Origin of the sequence: Sandaracinobacteroides saxicola (assembly GCF_014117445.1) — a bacterium.
Lineage (GTDB): Bacteria > Pseudomonadota > Alphaproteobacteria > Sphingomonadales > Sphingomonadaceae > Sandaracinobacteroides_A > Sandaracinobacteroides_A saxicola.
The window spans coordinates 2,827,511-2,847,521 of sequence record NZ_CP059851.1; the positions used below are offsets into that span (position 1 = coordinate 2,827,511).

Here is a 20,011-nt window from a genome sequence, read left to right on the forward strand (position 1 = left end):
ATTGTCCGAGCCGGCGCTTTTCGGCTTTCAGTTGCCCTCGGAATCCGTCTTGCATGTTGACACAGGATTAGAACATATCATGAACATATGAACTCTGAGTCGCGTCATGTGCTGGACAGGCTGCGTCAACGCGTGGCGCGGATCGAAGGGCGGCGCGCGGCCAAGCATCATGCAGTGCCTGGCAGGCAAGCCGATATGTCGTCTTTCCGCGGTATCAGGTCGGGGCGGGTGCATGAGCTTCTGGCCGATACGAAGGATGCGGCGTCGGCGGTCGCCTTTGCCTCGATGCTGGTGGTCCAGTCGGCGGACAAGCCGTTGCTGTGGCTGCGGACGGTGGCGGCCATGCGGAGGGGTGGACAGCTCTATGGCCCCGGGCTTGCCGATCTGGGGCTTGATCCGAACAGGCTGTTGATTGGGCTGCTGCCGGACGATGCCAGCCTGCTGCGCGCCGCAGGCGACGCGGCGCGCTGTGGGGCGCTAGGCGTGCTAGTGGTGGAATGCTGGGGTAACCCTCGTGCGCTGGACCTGACCGCGACGCGCCGGCTGACGTTGGCAGCGGAGCGGTCGGGCGTGACCGTGCTGCTGTTGAGGCTGGACGCGGCGGAGGCGCCGGGCGCGGTCGAGACGCGCTGGCGGGCAACGTCGGCACCGTCGCGGGCGCTTTTGGCCAACGCGCCTGGCCAGCCGACGCTGGGTCTGGAGCTGCTGCGCCAACGTGGTGGCCCGGCGGGTGCGTTAATGACCCTGGAATGGAGGCGGGATGAGCGACGGTTCGCAGCGCCGGATACTGGCGCTCTGGTTCCCCTGGTTCGCGAGCGAGCGCTGGACGCGTTGCCACGGCAGGCCAGCGGCTGACCCGGCCGCGCCGACGACGCGCCCAGCTTTCGCGCTGACCGCACGGATACGCAATGCCGAGCGACTGCATGCAGTGGACGTGCAGGCCGCGGCGCTCGGTCTGCATCCCGGCCTGACGCTCGCGGATGCCCGCGCGCGGGTGCCGGCGTTGCGCGCCGTGGCGCATGATGCAGCTGCGGACGCAAGCTGGCTGACACAGCTGGCGCGCGGGTGCTGGCGTTGGTCCCCTCTGGTGGCGATGGATCCGCCGGACGGGATATTGCTGGATATCGGCGGCTGCGCGCATCTGTTCGGAGATGAGGTGGCGCTGATCGCGGATGCGCAAAACCGCCTCGGTAAGCTGGGGCTGACGCTGCGGCACGGGCTAGGGCGCACGGGGGACGCGGCGCGGGCGCTGGCGCGGTTCGGGCATCCGCCAGGGATGGACGAAGCGGCAGCAATCCGGGCGTTGCCGGTGGCGGCGTTGCGGCTGGAGGCGCGGGCGGACGCGGCGCTGCGGCGTGCCGGGTTGAAGACGGTGGGCGATGTGCTGGACCGGCCGGCGGCTTCGATTGCTGCGCGGTTCGGTGCCACCGCCGTACGGGCGCTCGCACGGCTCAGCGGCGCGGCAGACTGCCCGATGCTGCCGATGCCGCGGGTGCCGCCGCTGGCGTTCGACCGACGCTTTGCCGAACCAGTGGCGCGAACCGAGACGATGCTGCACCATCTGGCAGGACTTGCGCGGGAAGCCGCTGCAGCAATGGCGGCGCGCGGCGTCGGTGGCCGGCAATATGAAGCCTTGTTCTTCCGCACCGATGGCCTGGTGCAGTCACTCGTCGTGCAGACGTCGGCGCCGGGACGGGATGTGGGGTTGCTGATGCGGTTGTTCAGGGAGCGGCTGGAGGCGCTTGCCGATCCGCTCGACCCGGGGTTCGGCTATGACCAGCTGCGGCTGCTGGTGCCACAGCATCAGCCGCTCGCCGAGCAGCAGGGCCATCTCCTGGAAGAGGCCGCGGACGAGGCAACGCTGTCGGCGCTGATCGATCGGCTGACGGCGCGCCATGGCCCTTCCACGCTCCGCTGGCTGCGGAGCCGTGACAGCCATGTGCCCGAACGGGCGCAACGCCATGGTAGCGAGCCGGGCAATATGCCTTGGCCGGTGGCACTGGCGGGCGAGCCGCCACACCGGCCCACGCATCTGTTCGAGCCGCCGCAGCGCATCGAGGTGCTCGCCGAAGTGCCAGACGGCCCGCCGCGGCGGTTCCGCTGGCGACGGACGCTGCATCAGGTGCGGCTGGCGGAAGGACCGGAGCGGATCGCGCCCGAATGGTGGCGACGCAAGGGCGGCGCGCTGCACGGCGGGCTGAGCCGCGATTATTACCGTGTGGAGGACAGCGACGGCCGCCGCTTCTGGCTGTTCCGACATGGGCTGTATGACGAGAGCGCGGCACCCGACTGGTATCTGCATGGGCTGTTCGCATGAATACATATGCAGAACTGGCCGCCTCGACCAACTACAGTTTCTTGCACGGTGCATCGCATCCGTCGGACATGGTGGCGCGGGCGGTCGAACTGGGATTGTCCGGCATTGGTATCGCCGACCGCAACAGCGTGGCCGGGGTGGTGCGCGCGCATGTGGCACTGCGCGATGCCCAGGCGGCCTTGAAGGCCACAGGGGATGCCGAGTTGCCCTTCCGGCTGGTCGTCGGCACGCGGCTGGTGTTCGCCGACGGCACGCCCGACGTCATCGCCTATCCGGTGAACCGCCCGGGTTGGGGCCGACTGACCCGGCTGCTGAGCACCGGCAATCTGCGGGCGGAAAAGGGCGGCTGTGTCTTGAACCTGCCCGACCTGCTGTTCAATGCCGCCGACCTGCTGTTGATCCTGTTGCCCGATGACAGCGGCGACATCGACGCGCTCGACCCGCCCTTGTCGACGCTTCGCACCGTCGCCGCCGACCGGCTGTGGCTGGGGGCGACCATGCCGCGCGGAGGGCAGGACCGGCGACGGCTGGCGATGCTGTCGCAGGTTGCCGCGCGAGCGCGCGTGCCGCTCCTCGCCACCAATGCCCCGCTCTATGCACTTCCCGAGGATCGCCCGCTGCACGACATCCTCGCCTGCATTCGGGCAGGGACGACGATCCGCAACGCCGGCCGCCGCCTGGCCGCCAATGCCGAGGCGCATCTCAAATCCCCCGCCGAGATGGCGCGCCTGTTCGCCGACCGGCCAGAGGCGCTGGCCGAGATAGGCCGGCTGCTGGCGCGCATCGAGTTCAGCCTCGACCAGCTGCGCTATGAATATCCGCACGAACCTGTGCCCGAAGGCTGGACCCCGCAGGGCTGGCTGGAGCATCTGGCGCGTGAGGCCGCCCGCGAACGCTATGGCGATCCGCTGCCCGAGAAGGTCGAGCGGCTGCTCGCCGACGAACTCACGCTGATCGGCCAGCTCGACTATGCGCCCTATTTCCTGACCGTGCACGACATCGTCCGCTTCGCCCGGTCGCGTGGCATCCTGTGCCAGGGTCGAGGATCGGCTGCCAACTCGACCGTCTGCTTTGTACTGGGCATCACGTCGGTCGATCCGATGGCGCACAGCCTGCTGTTCAGCCGCTTCATCAGCGCCGAGCGCGCCGAGCCGCCCGATATCGATGTGGATTTCGAGCATGAACGCCGCGAGGAGGTGATGCAGTATATCTATGCCCGCTACGGCCGGGAGCGCGCCGGCATCGCCGCCACCGTCATCCACTATCGGCCGCGCAGCGCCGTGCGGGAGGTGGGGAAGGCGCTGGGGCTGAGCGAGGATGTCACTACGCGGCTGACCAGCACCATCTGGGGCAGTTTCTCGTCCGACATGCCCGCCGAGCGCATCGCCGAGACGGGCTTCGACATCACGCAGCCCGACATCATCCGGCTGAAGGCGCTGGTCGACCGGCTGCTGACCTTCCCGCGTCATCTGTCGCAGCATGTCGGCGGGTTCGTTCTGACCGAAGGTCGGCTGGATGAGCTGGTGCCGATCCACAACGGCGCCATGGCCGACCGCACCTTCATCGAGTGGGACAAGGATGACATTGATGCGCTGGGGCTGATGAAGGTCGATGTGCTTGCGCTCGGCATGTTGACCGCGATCCGCAAATGCTTCGACCTGTTGCGAGCGCATGATCTTGGCGACTATGCGCTCGATACGATCCCGGCGGAAGACCCTGCCACCTATGCCATGCTCTGCCGCGGCGACAGCATCGGCGTCTTTCAGGTGGAGAGCCGCGCCCAGATCAACATGCTGCCGCGCCTGCGCCCGCGCGAATTCTATGACCTTGTGGTGCAGGTTGCCATCGTCCGTCCTGGGCCGATCGAGGGCGACATGGTGCACCCCTATCTGCGGCGCCGCAATGCGGAGGAGCCGGTCGTTCTGCCATCACCTGGGCCGGCGCATGATCAGAATGAGTTGAAGGATGTGTTAGGCAAGACCTTCGGCGTACCGCTGTTCCAGGAGCAGGCGATGAAGCTGGCGATCGTCGCCGCCGGGTTCACGCCCGATGAGGCGAATGCGCTGCGCCGCGCGATGGCGACTTTCCGCAATGTCGGCACCATGCCGCGGTTCCACGCCAAGATGGTGGAGGGGATGGTCGCGCGTGGCTATGAGCGTGACTTCGCCGAACGTTGCTTCCGGCAAATTGAAGGCTTCGGCAGCTATGGCTTTCCGGAAAGCCATGCGCAGAGCTTCGCACGGCTGGTCTATGTCTCGAGCTGGCTGAAGTGCCACCATCCGGCGGCATTCGCCGCGGCGCTGCTCAACAGCCAGCCGATGGGCTTTTATGCCCCCGCGCAGCTGGTGCGTGATGCCGCCGAACATGGGGTGGCCATCCTTCCCATCGATATCAACCACAGCGCGTGGGACTGCACGCTGGAAGCCGGCGCACTGCGGCTGGGGATGCGCATGGTCGATGGGTTTCGGGAGGCCTGGGCCGGGGCACTGGTGGCGGCGCGGGAAACAGGCGCATTCGAAAGCGTCGAGGCGCTGGCCCGCCGCGCGCGGCTGCCGGCGACAGCGTTGCAGCTGCTGGCAGAAGCGGATGCATTCGGCAGCCTGGCGCTGAACCGGCGTGACGCCATCTGGGACGTACGGCGCACGCCCAATGACACGCTGCCGCTGTTCGCCGCAGCGGACGCCCGCGAGCTGGGAGAGGAACCCGATGCCGAGTTGCCGCCCATGCCGCTGGGTGAGGCGGTCGCAGCCGACTACCAGAGCTTCCGGCTGTCGCTGAAGGGGCATCCGATGGCGCTGCTGCGGCATCATTTCGCCGGCGAGCGCGTGTTGACCTCGGCGGAGACCAGCGCCGCTAGCAACGGCGCCCGGGTGCGCACCGCCGGCGTGGTGCTGGTGCGGCAGCGGCCCGGCAAAGGCAACGCCATCTTCATTACCATTGAGGACGAGACCGGCATCACCAATGCCCTGCTATGGGCGCGCGACTTCGAGCGCCAGCGGACGCCCGTCATGGCCTCGCGCCTGATGCTGATCGAGGGCGTCATCCAACGCAGCAAGGAAGGGGTCGTGCACCTGATGACGCAGCGGGTGCACGACCGCAGCCACCTGCTGACAATGCTGTCAGACCAGCATGATCCCCGGCCACCGCTGTCGCGCGGTGACGAAGTCGCCCACCTACAACCCGAACGGCAGCCCCTCTACCGCCACCCTCGCGATGTGCGAATCCTGCCGCATTCACGGGATTTTCATTGAGGGCATACGCTCGGATTGAGGAAAGGCGACGGTATGCGAAAAGCCAGCAAACCTCATGAGTGTCACCGCCAAATGATCGTCGATGCTATCGATCGTTCGATCGCGTCCGGAATGCATGTTCCGATCCCCCTGCCTCTGATTCAGAGGATAGATCGGTTGACCAGGGGCATCACGGTCGATCCGGACATGCCGATCGAAGGCGAAGTCGATCTCTAGCGGCGGCCCTATCCGCTCGTCCGGCGGATGTGAGAGGCTCATGGGCAGCGTTCGCCTGCCCATGAGAAAGGAACTACTACGCCCGTGCCGCAAGCCGACATAAGCAAAGAGCCGACATCCACTGCGGAGATAGTCCGCGTCGCATCCTATCTCCGCGTATCGACCGGCAAGCAGGCTGAGAGCAACCTGTCGATCCACGACCAGCGCCGTCAGATCGAACGCTATTGCGCGGCACGTGGCTGGACGATGGTGGAAGACTTTGTCGAGCCCGGCAGCAGCGCGACCGATGATCGGCGGCCCGCCTCTCAGCCGATGATCGATGCGGCGCTGACGGCTCATGATGTGCATCGCGTGGCGACAGACAGTGGCGCCACGCTTCGTAGCGCTGAAGGTGGCACGCGCCGGACGCTGGCCCAATCGCTGCTTCAGCGCGTCGAGGTCGCCGACAAGCGTAAGGCGCGCGTGCTCGGTTCTCGCAAGACACTGCTGAAGATGCTGGCAATTTCCAGCGGGACGAATCTAGCGAGAGCGGGATTCGGCGGATCAGATGAGACGGTCGATCATTATGCTTTCCCGCTGGCACTATAAGCTGCTTGGCACCTTTTGCTGTCCGGTACCTTAGGCGGAGCGCAGAAAGTACGAACTGATTTCATTTTATAGAGCTTTTCCTCGGCACCATTCTCGAACCAACTTCTCATTCATTTAAGGAATTGTGATAGCGCGCTTAATTGTACGACCGATTCCCGGGTCGGCAATTGCCGCCCGAACGACCACAGCCGGGGCGCAAACTCGCCACTCACCGTAAAGGACTCGAACCCTTCTTACCGCAACGATCCGTCGTATTTACGATATTGAAATCATATCGTTTTCCTGAACAGAACAAATACTGCTCCGGCGTGTCGCGGCGTAGTAGCCACGGCGGTTCTGGTGCCGCTTAGGTGACTCGAACACCTGACCCCATCATTACGAATGATGTGCTCTACCGGCTGAGCTAAAGCGGCGAAACCAGCAGGGGCGGGCCATATCAGCCGGCCGCCCCCAGTGCAAGCCGCCGCTGGCGGCCCGCCGGCCGGGCACTTCGGCGAGTCCGCAACCAGCCACGCTGTTTGCGGCCGCCTTGGCCTAATACATGTGCTGCCCGCCGTTGATGCTCAGCGTGCTGCCGGTCACGAACCCGGCATCCTCGCCGCACAGGAAGGCCACGCCGCGCGCGATCTCCTGTGCCTGCCCCAGCCGGCCCGTCGGGATCTTCGCCACGATCTTCTCCAGCACGTCCGCCGGCACCGCCGCCACCATGTCGGTGTCGATATAGCCTGGCGCGATCGCATTCACCGTAATGCCGAACCGTGCCCCCTCCTGCGCCAGCGCCTTGGTGAAGCCGTGGATGCCCGATTTCGCCGCGGCATAGTTCACCTGGCCATATTGCCCGGCCTGGCCGTTGATGCTGCCGATGTTGACGATCCGCCCCCAACCGCGCGACTTCATGCCCACGAAGGTCGCCTTCGCCATGTTGAAACAGCCGCCCAGGTTCACGTCGATCACCTCGCGCCACGCCTCATAGCTCATCTTCATCAGCGTGCCGTCGCGCGTGATGCCGGCATTGTTCACCACCACATCCACCGGCCCCAGCGCCGCCTCCACCGCCGCCACGCCGTCCAGGCAGGCCTGGTGGTCGGCAACATTCCAGCGGAACGCCTTGATCCCCGTCCGCTCGCTGAACGCCTTCGCCCGCTCCTCGCTGCCGACATAGTTGGCGGCCACCGCCATCCCCATGTCCCGCAGCGCCAGGCAGATCGCCTCGCCGATGCCGCGCGTCCCGCCCGTTACAATTGCCACCCGTGCCATCATCAACCTCCCACTCTCCCGGGGGCCGGTCTAGCCTTGGGGAACCCAGCCCGCAAGCGATTCGCCGATGATGCAGCGCAGCATTTCAATGCCTTGCGCGCTGTCATTCAAACAGGGGAGATAGGCGAAATGCGTGCCCCCTGCATGCTCGAATATCTCCTTCGCGCCGATGGCGATTTCCTCCAGCGTCTCCAGGCAGTCGACCGAGAAGCTCGGGCACACCACCGCAACCTTGCGGATGCCTTCTTTCGCCAGCGCCTCCAGCGTCGGCTCGGTATAGGGTTGCAGCCACTCCGCCCGCCCGAACCGGCTCTGGAAGCACAGCCGCAGCCGCCCCTCCGGCCAGCCCAGGGCCTCGCGCAGCAGCCGCGCGGTCTTGCTGCAATGGCAGTGATAGGGATCGCCCAGCTCCAGGGTGCGCTTCGGCATGCCGTGGAAACTCGCCAGCACCGCCTCCGGCTCGAAATCCAGCGCCGCCACCCCTTCGCGCACGCTCGCCGCCAGCGCGGCGATATGCGCCGGATGGTCGTGATAGGAAGGCAGCGTCCGCGTCGCCGGGATCCAGCGCATGTGATCCAGCGAGTTCCAGCCATGCTCGATCGCCGTCCCCGTCGTCGCGCTGCTGTATTGCGGATAGAGCGGCGCCAGCAGGATGCGGTCGCACCCGGCGGCATGCATCGCCTCCAGCCGGCTGGGGATGGAGGGATTGCCGTATCGCATGGCGAAATCCACCGTCACGCCCGGCCAGGCATCGGCCAGCGCCTCGGCCTGGCGCCGCGTGTTCAGCCGCAGCGGGCTGTCCTCCTGCCAGATGCGGGCATAGTTGGCCGCGGTCTTGCGCGGCCGCACCGTCAGCACCAGCCCGCGCAGGATCGGCTGCCAGATGAAGGCCGGAATCTCCACCACCCTTTTGTCCGACAGGAAGTCCAGCAGATATCGCCGCACCGCGCTCTTGGTCGGCGCATCGGGGGAGCCGAGGTTGATCAGCAGCACGCCCACCTTCCCGATGGCGACCGGCGGATGCCCCGCCGGGCGCGGATCGGCCCGCCCTTCCGCAGCGGCAATGCTGGTGGCGATGTTCACGCGCTGTAAAAGGGTGCGAGCGGCAGCGCCCGCGCGCGTCTGCCGGTCGCCGCGGCCAGCGCATTCGCCAGCGCCGGCGCCACCGGCGGCGTGCCCGGCTCGCCCACACCACCCAGCGGCCCGCCCTGGTTCAGGATATGCGTGCTGAAGTCCGGCGATTCCGCCAGCGGCAACAACGGATAGCCGTCGAAGTTGGTCGCGGTCGCCCGCCCCTTCTCGAACGTCACCGCCTCGTACAGCGCCGCCGCCAGCCCATAGATGGCGCCCCCCTCCAGCTGCGCCTTCACGCTGTCGGGGTTCACCGCCCGGCCGCAGTCGATCACGCTGGTCACGCGGCTCACCACGACGCCCTTGTCCTTCACCCCGGCCTCGATCACCATCGCCACGATCGAACCGAAGCTCTCATGGATGGCGATCCCCCGGCCGAAGCCCGCCGGCGCCGCCCCCAGGAACTCGCCCTTCTCCGCCGCCAGCTTCAGCACGCCGGCATGGCGCGGCTTGTCCTTCAAATGGCTCATGCGGAAGGTGAAGGGATCGACGCCGGCGGCCACCGCCAGCTCGTCGACGAAACTCTCCACGAAGAAGGCGCTGAAACTATGCCCCACCGATCGCCAGAAGCCCAGCGGCACCGGCTGATCGACCGGCGCATGCACCGCGCGGAAGGCGGGGATGCCATAGACATTCTCCTCCGCCCCCTCGATCGCCTGCGCGTTCGGCTTGTCGGTGTCGCTTGCCAGCATGGGCATGTTGCGCGCCATGAAGCTCTTCTGCACGCTGGGCACGGCGATCCGCGCATCCCAGGCGGCGATGCGCCGGTCGGCCACGGCGCCCTTCATCCGCGCCGCTGCCGCCGGCCGGTACATGTCGCTGCCCAGATCCTCGGTGCGGTCCCATTGCAGCTGCACGGGCTTTCCCACCGCGCGCGCGATCAGCGCCGCCTGTTCCAGCGCATCGGTCTCCGCCTTGCGCCCGAAGCCGCCGCCCAGCAACGTGGGATGCACCGTCACATCGCGGCTGTCGATGTCCAGCGCCCGCGCCACGCCCCAGCTGCACAAAGTGAGCGACTGCACCGGCGCCCACAGCTCCACCCGGCCATCGGTCACACGCGCGGTCGCCACCATCGGCTCCATGCAGGCATGCGCCAGGAACGGCACGCTGTAATCCGCGCTCACGGGCGTCTTGCCGGCCATGTCGCCCAGCGTATCGTCCGCGCCCACCGCCTCGCCGTCGCTGGCGGAGAGCGCCGCGGTCAGCGCCGCCTCGATCCAGGGCCCGGCGGGCCTGCCGGCAATCGCGAAGTCCGGCGCCAATTTCGCCAGCGCCGTCTTCGCCGCCCAATTGGTCTCGCCCACCGCCGCCACCCAGTTGGCGCCCTTCACCATCGTCACGCCCGGCACCGGCGCGCAAGACCGCAGGCTGCCGCCCACCGGCCCATGCCGGATCGCCGCGAAGACCATCCCCGGCAGCCGCACATCGCCACCAAAGCGCGCGCTGCCATCCACCTTCCCCGGCAGGTCGAGCCGCAGCACCGGCTTCCCCACCAGCGGACGCTGCTCTTCCGCGCGCAGCACGGGCGACTCGCTGGCGTCCTTGGGATCGGCCTTCTTCGCGGCCTCGGCAAAGCTCATCCGGTTCGCCTTGTAGATGACGAAGCCGTTCGCCGTATCGCAATCCGCCGCGTCGATGTCCCATTCGCGTGCCGCCGCCGCGCACAGCATGGTGCGCGCCGACGCCCCCGCCGTGCGATAGATGTCGTGATAATTTTTGATCGAACTGCTGCCGCCGGTCAGCTGCATGTCCAGCCGGCGGATGAGCGTGCTGCCCGCGGCATTGACGATGGCGCGCAGCGGCGGCGCCATGTCGCGCGTCGCCGTCGTCACCAGGCCCGTTTGCGCATAGGCGGGGTGCAGCGGCGCCGGCTCCACCGCCACCGTCCGCCAGTCCGCCCCCAGTTCATCGGCGATCACCTGCGCCAGGCCCGAATAGCTGCCCTGGCCCATTTCGGCCTGCGGTACCGCCACCGTCACCACGCCATCGGTGCCGATCTTCACGAAGGCGTTCATCAACCGCTCGTCGCCCCCCACCGGCCATGTGTTGGGATAGTTGCGTGGCCACACCGCAAACCCCACCAGCACGCCCAGCGTCGCCCCCGTCCCGATCAGGAAGGCGCGTCGGCTGGGCACCCAGCTCTTCTTCGGCGTGGCGGCATCGGCGGGCGGAGTCTTTTGCAGCATGCCACCACCATAGCGCATCACCCGCACAGCCGATAGCGACAAGTGGGCGCGGCCGGCCCCGCGGCTCAGATGCCGCCGGCGCCCATCTTGCGCACCCGGTCCGGCGCCACCCGCGCGACCACCAGCAGCAGCACGGCGACCACCGCCAATGTCCATTTTTCGCTGGTCACGGATTGGCAGATGGTCTGCGCATTGATCCACGCCGTCTGCCAGCCATCCGATGCCAAGGGCGGCATCACATCCGACGGCCAGCTGACAAACAACGCAAACACCGCACCCACAGCCAACCCGCCGATCGCCCACAGCCACCTGGGCCATCCCTTCAGGAACGCCCAGGCCAGCAGCGGAAGAACGCCGATCAGGGCAATGAAGGCCGCCCCGCCCAAGGCGCCCAGCGCGGTCACGGCCGCCACCAGCTTGGCAAGGACCAGCGCACCATTGTCCGCTCCCTCCTCTTTCGCCGCTCCCGGTGGCGCCGGCGGCGTATCCGGCGGGCGCCTCAACATGCCGTAAACCAGCAACACCACAACAACCGCCAACATGCCGATGACGAGAAGACCGGTCAGGCTGACCCCCTCGCCCGACGGCCGAGCGCGCGCGGCGTCATCGACAATCATCACGGGCGGGGTCGCGGGAATCGCCGACGATGCCGGCACATCCGCCGCTTTCTCGCCGACGCTTGTCCGCTCCGTCGAACGCTGAATGCCGGCCGGACCGTCGGCCACCGCAGCCGCCGCCGACCCGGGCCGCTCCGCCGTGGCACGAAGCCCGATGACCAGCGCCAGCAGCAGCGCCAGAAACGCCAGCCCGCCGATCACCGCCAGCCGGATCCGGTCCTCGTGCGTCCGCCGCCGCTGGGTCGCCCGCGCCTCCCGCGCCGTCCGCAGCGCTGTCCGGCGGGCCCGCTCCGCCTCCACCCACGCCCGTTCCTCCGCGGCAATCGCGACGGCCAGCGTCACCTTCTCGCGCGGCGGAATGTCCTGCCCCGCCAGCAGCGCCAGCGCCTGTTCGACCCGCCAGCGCGCGGCCGGCACGGCATCGGCCTTGCCATCCGTCGTCACCGCGCCGGGGGTCAATGGCTGCTCCGTCATCTCTGACACCCCCGCCTTCCCGCCAGACCGATACCGCGCCATAGCAGGTCATCGCATGTCGTGCACGCGCGCGGCTTCCGCCCGAAGCCGCGATCGTTTACCCTGCCCGCATGTCGGACACCCCCATCGGCGGCGGCCTGCCGAAAATCGCCTATGCCGCGCGCACGGTCGCGAAGATCGGCGTCGGCCAATCGGCGAAGGCCCTGACCGCGCGCAACACCTGCAAGGCCTGCGGCCTGGGCATGGGCGGCCAGAAGGGCGGCATGACCAACGAGGCCGGCGAGTTTCCCAGCGTCTGCAACAAATCCATCCAAGCACAATCCACCGACATCCAGCCCGCCATCCCGCTCGCGCGCCTGACCGCGCCGCTCGCCACGCTGCGCGCGCTCGACGGCCACGACCTTGACCATCTCGGCCGGCTCGACACGCCACTCTATCGCGCCGCCGGCGCCACCGCCTTCGTGCGGCTGGGCTGGGAGGAAGCGCTGACCCACGCCGCCCACCGCATGACGGAGGCGACGCCGCCGCGCAGCTTCTTCTATTCCTCCGGGCGCTCGTCGAACGAGGCCGGCTTCCTGCTGCAACTGCTCGCCCGCGCCTGGGGCACCAACAACATCAACAATTGCAGCTATTACTGCCACCAGGCCACGTCCGTCGGCCTCGGCAGCACCATCGGCACCGGCACCGCCACCGTCGAACTGGGCGACCTCGACAAGTGCGATTTTCTCCTGCTGCTCGGCGCCAACCCCGCCAGCAACCACCCGCGTTTCATCCACAAGCTCGCCGCTTGCCGCGCGCGCGGCGGCCAGGTCGTGGTCGTCAACCCGGCGAAGGAACCCGGCCTGGTCAAGTTCGCGCTTCCCAAAAGCGCCCGCTCCCTGCTGAAAGGCGGCGACGCCATCGCCAGCGACTGGCTGCAACCGCGCATCGGCGGCGACATCGCGCTGCTGAAAGCGCTCGCCAAGGCGCTCATCGAACAGGGCGCCACCGACCCCGCCTTCATCGCCGCGCACACCAACGGCTATGACGCCTTCGCGCTCGACCTCGCCGCGCTCGACTGGCCGGTGCTGGAGGCCGCCTCCGGCTGCATCCGCGCCGACATCACCCGTGTCGCCGCGCTCCACGCCAACGCCCGCAACGCCGTCTTCGCCTGGGGCATGGGCCTCACCCACCACCTGCACGGCAGCGCCAATGTGGAGATGGTCGCCAACCTCGCCTTGCTGCGCGGCATGGTCGGCCGGCCCGGCGCCGGCCTCCTCCCCCTGCGCGGCCACAGCAATGTCCAGGGCATCGGCACCATCGGCGTGAAACCGGTGCTGGCCGCCGACGTGATGCAAGCCCTTGAAAAACATGTGGGCGTGAAACTGCCATCAACGCCAGGCATGGATACCATGGCTGCGATGCACGCCGCGCATGACGGCCGGATCGGCGCCGCCGTCATCATGGGCGGCAACCTGTATGAGGCCACGCCGAACCATGAATTCGCGCGCCAGGCGATGGAACGCATCGGCTTCAAGCTGTTCCTGACCACCACGATCAACCGCGGGCACATCGTGGACGACGGCGAAACCCTCATCCTCCCCGTCACCGCGCGGGACGAGGAGTGGCAGCCAACCACCCAGGAATCCATGTTCAACTATGTGCGGCTGAGCGACGGCGGCATCGAGCGCCACGGCAACGTCCGCCCCGAAAGCCACATCCTTGCGGATTTGGCGAGCCGCCTGATGCCCGCCGGCCCCATCGATTTCCAGGCCTTCAAGGCCCACCGCAAGCTGCGCGAGACAATCGCCGCCACCATCCCGGGCATGGCCGCGCTCGCCGACATCGACGTCGCGAAACGCGAGTTCCACGTCACCAACCGCCTGCTCCACCACCCAAATTTCCAAACCGCAGACGGCCGCGCAACCTTCGCGCTATGCCCACTCCCCTCCCCTTCAGGGGAGGGGCGACTCGCGCAGCGAGCGGGGGTGGGGCCGGGCCCGGAGGTGGGGCAGGGCGCAATCCCCCTCACCCTCGCCACCATCCGCTCCGAAGGCCAGTTCAACAGCATCATCTATGAACGCACCGACAGCTACCGCGGCCACGCCCCGCGCAACGCGCTCCTCATGCACCCCACCGACATCGCCGCCCACGGCCTGACGCCCGGCAGCACCGTCACGCTCGCCAGCCCCCACGGCCGCCTCCCCGGCCTGGTCATCCACCCCTTCGATGTCCACCCCGGCAACGTCCTCGCCTACTATCCCGAAGCCAACGCCCTCACCGCCACCACCACCGACCCCCGCAGCAAAACCCCCGCCTTCAAATCCGTCCCCGTCTGGATCGAACAATAATCCTCCCTTGGCAAAGCCGGAGGAGGTGGCACGAGCGCAGCGAGTGACGGAGGGGGCACTACCCGGTCAGCAGCCGCCGGCTCAGCAGCGTCCGCATGTCCCGCCGTCCATCGGCGATCAGCACCACGAAAACCACCTGGCCCTCAACCCGATAGATCAGCCGATAGGGGTGATGCAGCAACTGCCGATAGCGCCGGATGCCGAGCGTCAGCAATTCGGGCGGAAAGGCGCCCCGCTCCGGAAATTCCGCCAGCCGCTCGGCCAGCGCGCCGAGCGTTTCGATCAACCGATCAGCATCCTCCTCATCGCGCACCGAGGCCATCCAGTCCCGGATCGCCCGCAGATCGGCCTTGGCACCCGCGGTCAGCCGAACCTCGTGGCGCATCAGCGCGCCAATTCCGCCAATGCCTCCGCCAGCGGCTGCGTCCGCCCCGCCTCGATATCCTGCTCGCCCAGCGCGAGCAGCTTCAGCAACGCCAGAGTCTCCTGCGTTTCTTCCCAACTGCGGATGTCCTGCACCACCGCCCGCGCCTCGCCATTCTGCGTCACAATCAACGGCTCCCGATCCTCCGCCAGCCGTTTCAGCAATGTCGCGGCATCAGCCTTCAACCGGCTGATCGGCGTCACTTGGGAACTCAGCATTAACAACCTCCACCGAACCTTATTCGAACCGAATATAGATCGACCCGAACAGGCCCGCAATAACGCAAATGCTCAGGCACCCTCCCTCACCGGCTCCACCGATCCCCTCAGCAAGGCCTCGGCGTTCAACTCGGCGGCCGCGTCCATCGAATCGCAGGATGGGCCGTGTTGTGCCGATATCCAAATGTTGGCCAAACGCGCTTGAAAGCCGGTGAGCGAAGAGCACTCACCGGGCGATTTTATTGAGGGAGCTGACTGTTTGTCTTTGTTCAAATGGTTGGGAGTATCTGCGAATCTACTCGTCTCTAACCGGCATGGTTTTCAAAGCATTTCGGGCGCTTTCCCTTACAGCATCCCACCGAGGATCAGAATGCAAAGCACCACGTCGCCAGAAGTCAGCATTTTGCCTTCCGCTCCAAAGATCCAAGACCATGTCTAACCCCCTGAGTGCCTCAGCCTGTTCGGCAGACAGCTCGCCTGCAGCAACCATATGCTCAACTGCGATGTAATAATCATTAAACTCAAGGGCTAGTTCATCGCAATTATATTCCGACCTAGCTTTGTCTGCTGTGTCCGGAAACAGTGTTTTTTGCAGATATAAATCCTGCTCGGCTGCCGCCGCTGCAAGGCGAGCAGTAGCAGATCTTAATTGGGAATACCGCGTAGCCACCATCTGATGGTATCATAACATCGTTGCTTCAACCAGTTTGTATGTGACAGCTTAGAGGGATCGGAACTGCCCGCTCGCCGACAACCTCCAAGTCAGAAACTGACCCCTCACGCCGCCACCACCACCCCAACCCGCCGCCCCGTCCGCGCCGTCACCTCGCGGAAGATGGCGCGATAGTTCGGATGCTCCGTCCCCATCGCCCGGTCCCACCAGGTGAAATACAGCCCGAAATTGCTATTGAACCCGCCATTGTGGTGCAAATCATGGTGCGTCGTCGTGGCGAACAGGCCCCAGAACCAGTGGTCGGCGAACCCCTGCGGCAGCAGCTCGATGCCGCAATGGCCCCACACGTTGCGGATGATCATCACCCCCAGGAACATGAACAGCGCGATGAAGGGCGTGGGGATCAGCAGCACCCACAGCGTCACGAACAGCGCCTCCACCGCCGCCTCGGTCATGTTGAAGGCATAGGCGGCGAACGGCGTCGGCGTCACGCTGCGGTGGTGCAGCCGGTGAAAGGCCTTGAACAGGCGGCGGTCGTGCATCGCCCGGTGCACCCAGTAAAACCAGCTGTCGTGCGCCACCAGCAGCGCCAGCACGAACAGCGCCACCACCGGCCAGCCGGGAGTCGCCACCGGCGGCTTGCCGAACGCCACCATCACCGCCGGCGTGGCGACCGCCGCATACACCAGCAGGCTGCGCGCCGAGGCCGCAATCTCGCGCCGGTAATCCGCCCACCCCGCCGTGCGCGCCTGCAACACCCGCACCCGCCACGGCGTGCGCCGCACCAGCCACACCACCGCCGCCATCAGCAGCGTGGCCACCACATAGCGCCCGCCATCGAAGATCAGCGTGCCACGAAAACTGTGCAGGAAACTGGGAATCAGCGTGTCGAACGGGTCCATGGCGGTTGCTCCATCAGGCGGTTGATGCAGCATCCCTGCCCCGTGCGCAGAACCCCGACTGCGCGGCTTCCCGGTTTCGACCGGTCGATTTCGACAATTCAATCACCCCCGCGCGCGAAACTCGCTCGGCGTGCAGCCTTCCGCCTCGCGGAAGGCCCGGTTGAATGGCGCCAGGCTGCCGAACCCCGCGTCCATCGCGATGGTCAGGATCGGCACCTCCCGCTGCGACGGGTCAGAGAGCGCCGCCCGCGCCTCCGCCAGCCGATAGCCGTTCAGCCAGGCGTTGAAATTGCGCGCCCCCAGCCCCTGGTTGATCGCCCGCCGCAGCCGATATTCCGGCACCCCCAGCGCGGCGGCCACGCTCGCCATCGTCACACCCTCGTTGCGCCACAGCAGCTCCCGCCGCATCAGCGCGTCCAGCCGCGCCAACAGCGCGCTGTCATCCGCCACAACCGCCGGCTCGGCCGCGGGAGGCGGCGCCGCCAGCAGCGCCGGATCGCGCCACGCCAGCATCGCCGCAGAGAGCACCGCCACCAGCAGCAGCAGGCTGGCGGCGTTCATCACCCGCCACGCCACCGGCGCCGGCCAGCCATCCAGCGACAGCTCGCTCAGCACCACCCACAAAATCACCACGCCGATCGCGGAGACCAGCAGCAGCCGCATGCGCCGCCGCCCCTCCACCAGGTCCGCGTCGCGGCCGCGCAGCGCCGCCCACAGCCCCAGCGCCACCAGCAGCATCCCCAGCCCGTGCCACAGCACGCTGAAGACGTTGAACGGCGCCGGCGGCATCCAGGGGCAATAATTCGCCGACGCCCCGCCCACCATCAGCAGCGCCAGCACCGCGCCATGCCAGGGCCGCAGCCGGAAATCATCGTCGAACCAGCTCTGCGCGAACAGCCAGAACAGGCCCGGCGTCACCAGGCTGCCCAGATGGAAGGGCACCCGCCACCAGGCGTCCATCGCCTCGCCCGGCAGGCCGATCAGCACCACGTAACAGACGCCGCCCAGCGCCAGCGCCACCCCCAGCCGCGCCGTGGTGCCGCGCCCCCAGTCCCGCGCGAAATGCCAGGCGAGCAGCACCAGCAACGCGACCGCCGCCCCGCGCAGCGCCCCGTCCCAATAAAGCATCATTCGCTGCTCAGCCCGGCGATCCAGTCGCGGATCAGCGCCACCCCCGCCTCATGCACCACGCTCCGCCCCAGTTCCGGCATGGCGACCCCCGGCTCCACCGACTGCATCCGGTGCACCATGATGCTCGCCGCAGGATCGCCCGGCTTCACGTCGAAGCTCAGCCCGCCGCTCGCCTGCCCCGCCGCCACCGGCCGCTTGCCGATGCCCAGCGCCACCCGGTCCCGGTTTTCCCAATCCAGGAACAGCCCGCTGTTGCCCGCCGGCCCGCGGGCGTTGTGGCAATGGCCGCAATTGGCATCCAGATAGGCCCGCGCCCGCGCCGCCACCGGCGCCCTGCCGTCCCACGCCGGCACCCGCGGCACATCCGCCAGCGCCGGCATCCCCACCGGCTTCAGCCGCCGCAGCGTCGCGTCGTCCAGGTTGCGCGCCTTCGGCCCAATGGGGCCCAGCACGCCGTCCAGCGCATGGCAGCCCTTGCACTGGTTCATGTTCGGCACGGCGTAATCGATGGTTATCGCCTTTCCATCCACCATCGCCTCCACCGCCAGCCGCGCGCCCGCCTTCTTCAAGGCCGCATCCCCGCCCTCCCACACATAGGGCAAGGCCACCCAGCCGCTCGCCTTCCGGATCAGCAACCGCGTCTCGATCGTGCGATAACCAGCGGCGCCCCTCCCTGAAGCCCCTCCCCCGCGTGCGGGGGCGGTGTCAGCCGCAGGCTGACGAAGGAGGGCCGTATATCCGAACGATTTCACCAGCACCGCACCCACCGGAAACGCCAGCACGCCGCTGTCCCGCCACCCCACCCGCGTGCCCGGCGGCAGCCACAGGAAGCGCGCCTTCTCCGCATGGTCGCTGAACAGCGGCGTGGTCGGTGCATAGGGGATCAGCGCCGCATCCGGCCGGCCGTCGGCGTCGAACAGGCCATAGGCCGACAGTTTCGCCGCCGGCACATCCGCCAGCAGCGCCGCACCATTGACCTGCGCAACGCCCGGCGCGGCCAGCCACAGCAGCGCGAGCAGCAGCGCCTTCATCGCGTCGCGCGCAGTTCCACCGCCACCGGCGCCGGCTCGGGCGGCAGGCCGGCCGCCCGCAACTGCACCGGCGCCGGCCGGGCCGCCGCCATGTCGGCCGTCGCGCTCGGCAGGTTCAGCGTCAGCGCCGGCACATCGGAGCCGATCCGCACCACCTCCGTCACCGGCTTCCCATCCACCAGATAGGTTTGCGCCCCATCCCACAGCAGCGGTGGCAGCGTGCCCCCCACCGCCTTCGCCAGCTCGGCTCCGCCGGGAAAGGCCGGCGCGAAGCCGTTCCGCCGCAGCCGATTGCCGCGCACCACCACATCGCGCGGCAGCGGGTTGTAGCCGGCGCTGTCGAACGGCTTTTTATAGGCCACGATCATCACCGCGGCGCTGCCATTGCCTGAAATTTCGTTGTCGAACACGTGAACGTTGCGGTTCGCCATCACCATCACGCCCGTTCCCGTCGGCACTTCGGCCACCACATTTCCCGGCGCGGCAAAGTTCGGCGTGTCATTGTCGCTGATGCGATTGCCGAACACGCGCGTGGAATGACCGCCCATCTGCGGCAGGTTCGGCAGGTCGAACACCAGGATCCCACCGGCATTTTTACGCACGACATTGTGCGCCACATCGGCGAACATGCTGTTCTCGATCTCGATCCCGGCGACATTATATTCGGCGATATTGTCTTGGACGATGATGTCGCGCGACTGCCCCACATAAATGCCCGCGTCGGACGCGCCGCGCACCGTCACCCGCTCAATGAGGATGTTGCGCGACGCCACCGGATACACGCCATAGCCACCATTGGTCGCCTTCGGTCCGTCCGGCCACTCGACCGTCACGTCATGGACATGCACGCCGTTCACGCCTTTCCACTTGATGCCGTCGCCCTTGGCATCATGGATCGTCAGGTCGCGCACCACAGAGCCATCGGCGGTGATCAGCAGGCCCTCGGCGGCGCTTTTCTGCCCCTTGAAGGACAGGATCGTCTTCCCTTCCCCCACACCCGCCAGCGTCACATCCTTTACGTCCAGCGAAAGTCCGTCTGTGAAGGCATAGCGGCCCGCCGCGAGCAGCACCGTATCACCCGGCGCTGCCTCGATGAGCGCCGTCTGCACAGCCTCCGCCGCGCCCGGCCCCGGCGCCACCTGAATCGTCTTCGCCTGCCCCGCGCCCGCCAGCAGCGCCGCCCACAGCACCAATGATCTGCCCGCCATCATCATCGTCTCCCAGGCTCAGTAGAACCGGAAAGCGGCGCCGGCGCAACGGCCCTT

The 20,011-nt window shown here is 67.5% G+C and carries 16 protein-coding genes and 1 tRNA gene; 5 read left to right on the forward strand and 12 right to left on the reverse strand.

The genetic code is table 11. From position 1 onward, the window contains the following. The first annotated feature begins 228 nt into the window (after positions 1-228). From H3309_RS14235 to H3309_RS14250, 4 genes are all read left to right on the forward strand, one after another. Positions 229-855: an ImuA family protein gene (locus H3309_RS14235; RefSeq protein ID WP_243453744.1), complete on the forward strand. Its 627-nt coding sequence runs from the start codon at positions 229-231 to the stop codon at positions 853-855. Next, entirely contained in the window at positions 761-2,317 is a 1,557-nt protein-coding gene (locus tag H3309_RS14240; protein WP_182295425.1) for a DNA polymerase Y family protein, read from the forward strand. The genes H3309_RS14235 and H3309_RS14240 overlap by 95 nt, the downstream gene beginning before the upstream one ends. After that, a complete protein-coding gene (locus H3309_RS14245; protein WP_182295426.1) occupies positions 2,314-5,568 on the forward strand; it encodes an error-prone DNA polymerase in 3,255 nt (1,084 codons plus the stop codon). The genes H3309_RS14240 and H3309_RS14245 overlap by 4 nt, the downstream gene beginning before the upstream one ends. A gap of 300 nt (positions 5,569-5,868) precedes the next feature. Next, entirely contained in the window at positions 5,869-6,372 is a 504-nt protein-coding gene (locus H3309_RS14250) for a recombinase family protein (RefSeq protein WP_207791515.1), read from the forward strand. A 337-nt stretch (positions 6,373-6,709) separates the two neighbouring features. Here H3309_RS14250 and H3309_RS14255 read toward each other — a convergent pair. From H3309_RS14255 to H3309_RS14275, 5 genes are all read right to left on the reverse strand, one after another. Beyond that, positions 6,710-6,785: transfer RNA gene (locus H3309_RS14255), tRNA-Thr, on the reverse strand. A 121-nt stretch (positions 6,786-6,906) separates the two neighbouring features. Next, positions 6,907-7,629: an acetoacetyl-CoA reductase gene (phbB, locus tag H3309_RS14260; RefSeq protein ID WP_182298792.1), complete on the reverse strand. Its 723-nt coding sequence runs from the start codon at positions 7,627-7,629 to the stop codon at positions 6,907-6,909. A gap of 30 nt (positions 7,630-7,659) precedes the next feature. Continuing rightward, positions 7,660-8,712 (reverse strand): ferrochelatase, encoded by a 1,053-nt coding sequence (gene hemH, locus H3309_RS14265; RefSeq protein WP_243453745.1) that lies wholly within the window; start codon positions 8,710-8,712, stop codon positions 7,660-7,662. Beyond that, positions 8,709-10,946: a xanthine dehydrogenase family protein molybdopterin-binding subunit gene (locus H3309_RS14270; RefSeq protein ID WP_182295428.1), complete on the reverse strand. Its 2,238-nt coding sequence runs from the start codon at positions 10,944-10,946 to the stop codon at positions 8,709-8,711. The genes hemH and H3309_RS14270 overlap by 4 nt, the downstream gene beginning before the upstream one ends. 65 nt (positions 10,947-11,011) lie before the next feature. After that, complete coding sequence (locus H3309_RS14275) at positions 11,012-12,046, reverse strand: hypothetical protein (protein WP_182295429.1); 1,035 nt, start codon at positions 12,044-12,046, stop codon at positions 11,012-11,014. Positions 12,047-12,147: 101 nt separating this feature from the next. Between H3309_RS14275 and H3309_RS14280 the strand changes: the two genes are divergently transcribed. Continuing rightward, positions 12,148-14,367 carry an FdhF/YdeP family oxidoreductase gene (locus H3309_RS14280; protein WP_182295431.1) on the forward strand — a complete coding sequence of 740 codons (2,220 nt, stop codon included), beginning with the start codon at positions 12,148-12,150 and terminating at the stop codon, positions 14,365-14,367. Positions 14,368-14,425: 58 nt separating this feature from the next. Here H3309_RS14280 and H3309_RS14285 read toward each other — a convergent pair whose 3' ends face one another. The 7 genes from H3309_RS14285 to H3309_RS14315 form a co-directional block, all read right to left on the reverse strand. Beyond that, positions 14,426-14,752 carry a type II toxin-antitoxin system RelE/ParE family toxin gene (locus H3309_RS14285; protein WP_182295433.1) on the reverse strand — a complete coding sequence of 109 codons (327 nt, stop codon included), beginning with the start codon at positions 14,750-14,752 and terminating at the stop codon, positions 14,426-14,428. Next, positions 14,752-15,009 carry a type II toxin-antitoxin system Phd/YefM family antitoxin gene (locus H3309_RS14290; protein ID WP_182295435.1) on the reverse strand — a complete coding sequence of 86 codons (258 nt, stop codon included), beginning with the start codon at positions 15,007-15,009 and terminating at the stop codon, positions 14,752-14,754. Before H3309_RS14290 ends, H3309_RS14285 begins: the two co-directional genes overlap by 1 nt. A gap of 295 nt (positions 15,010-15,304) precedes the next feature. Continuing rightward, positions 15,305-15,682: a hypothetical protein gene (locus H3309_RS14295; protein WP_182295437.1), complete on the reverse strand. Its 378-nt coding sequence runs from the start codon at positions 15,680-15,682 to the stop codon at positions 15,305-15,307. A gap of 104 nt (positions 15,683-15,786) precedes the next feature. Next, positions 15,787-16,584, reverse strand: a complete 798-nt coding sequence (locus H3309_RS14300) for a sterol desaturase family protein (protein ID WP_243453746.1) — start codon at positions 16,582-16,584, stop codon at positions 15,787-15,789. Positions 16,585-16,686: 102 nt separating this feature from the next. Then, on the reverse strand, positions 16,687-17,715 hold the full coding sequence (locus tag H3309_RS14305; protein WP_182295439.1) for an AraC family transcriptional regulator: 1,029 nt from the start codon (positions 17,713-17,715) through the stop codon (positions 16,687-16,689). Then, positions 17,712-18,746, reverse strand: a complete 1,035-nt coding sequence (locus H3309_RS14310) for an SO2930 family diheme c-type cytochrome (RefSeq protein ID WP_182295440.1) — start codon at positions 18,744-18,746, stop codon at positions 17,712-17,714. Before H3309_RS14310 ends, H3309_RS14305 begins: the two co-directional genes overlap by 4 nt. Continuing rightward, positions 18,743-19,960, reverse strand: coding sequence for a parallel beta-helix domain-containing protein (locus H3309_RS14315; protein WP_243453747.1), 1,218 nt, complete (start codon positions 19,958-19,960; stop codon positions 18,743-18,745). Before H3309_RS14315 ends, H3309_RS14310 begins: the two co-directional genes overlap by 4 nt. Between the last annotated feature and the right edge of the window lie 51 nt (positions 19,961-20,011).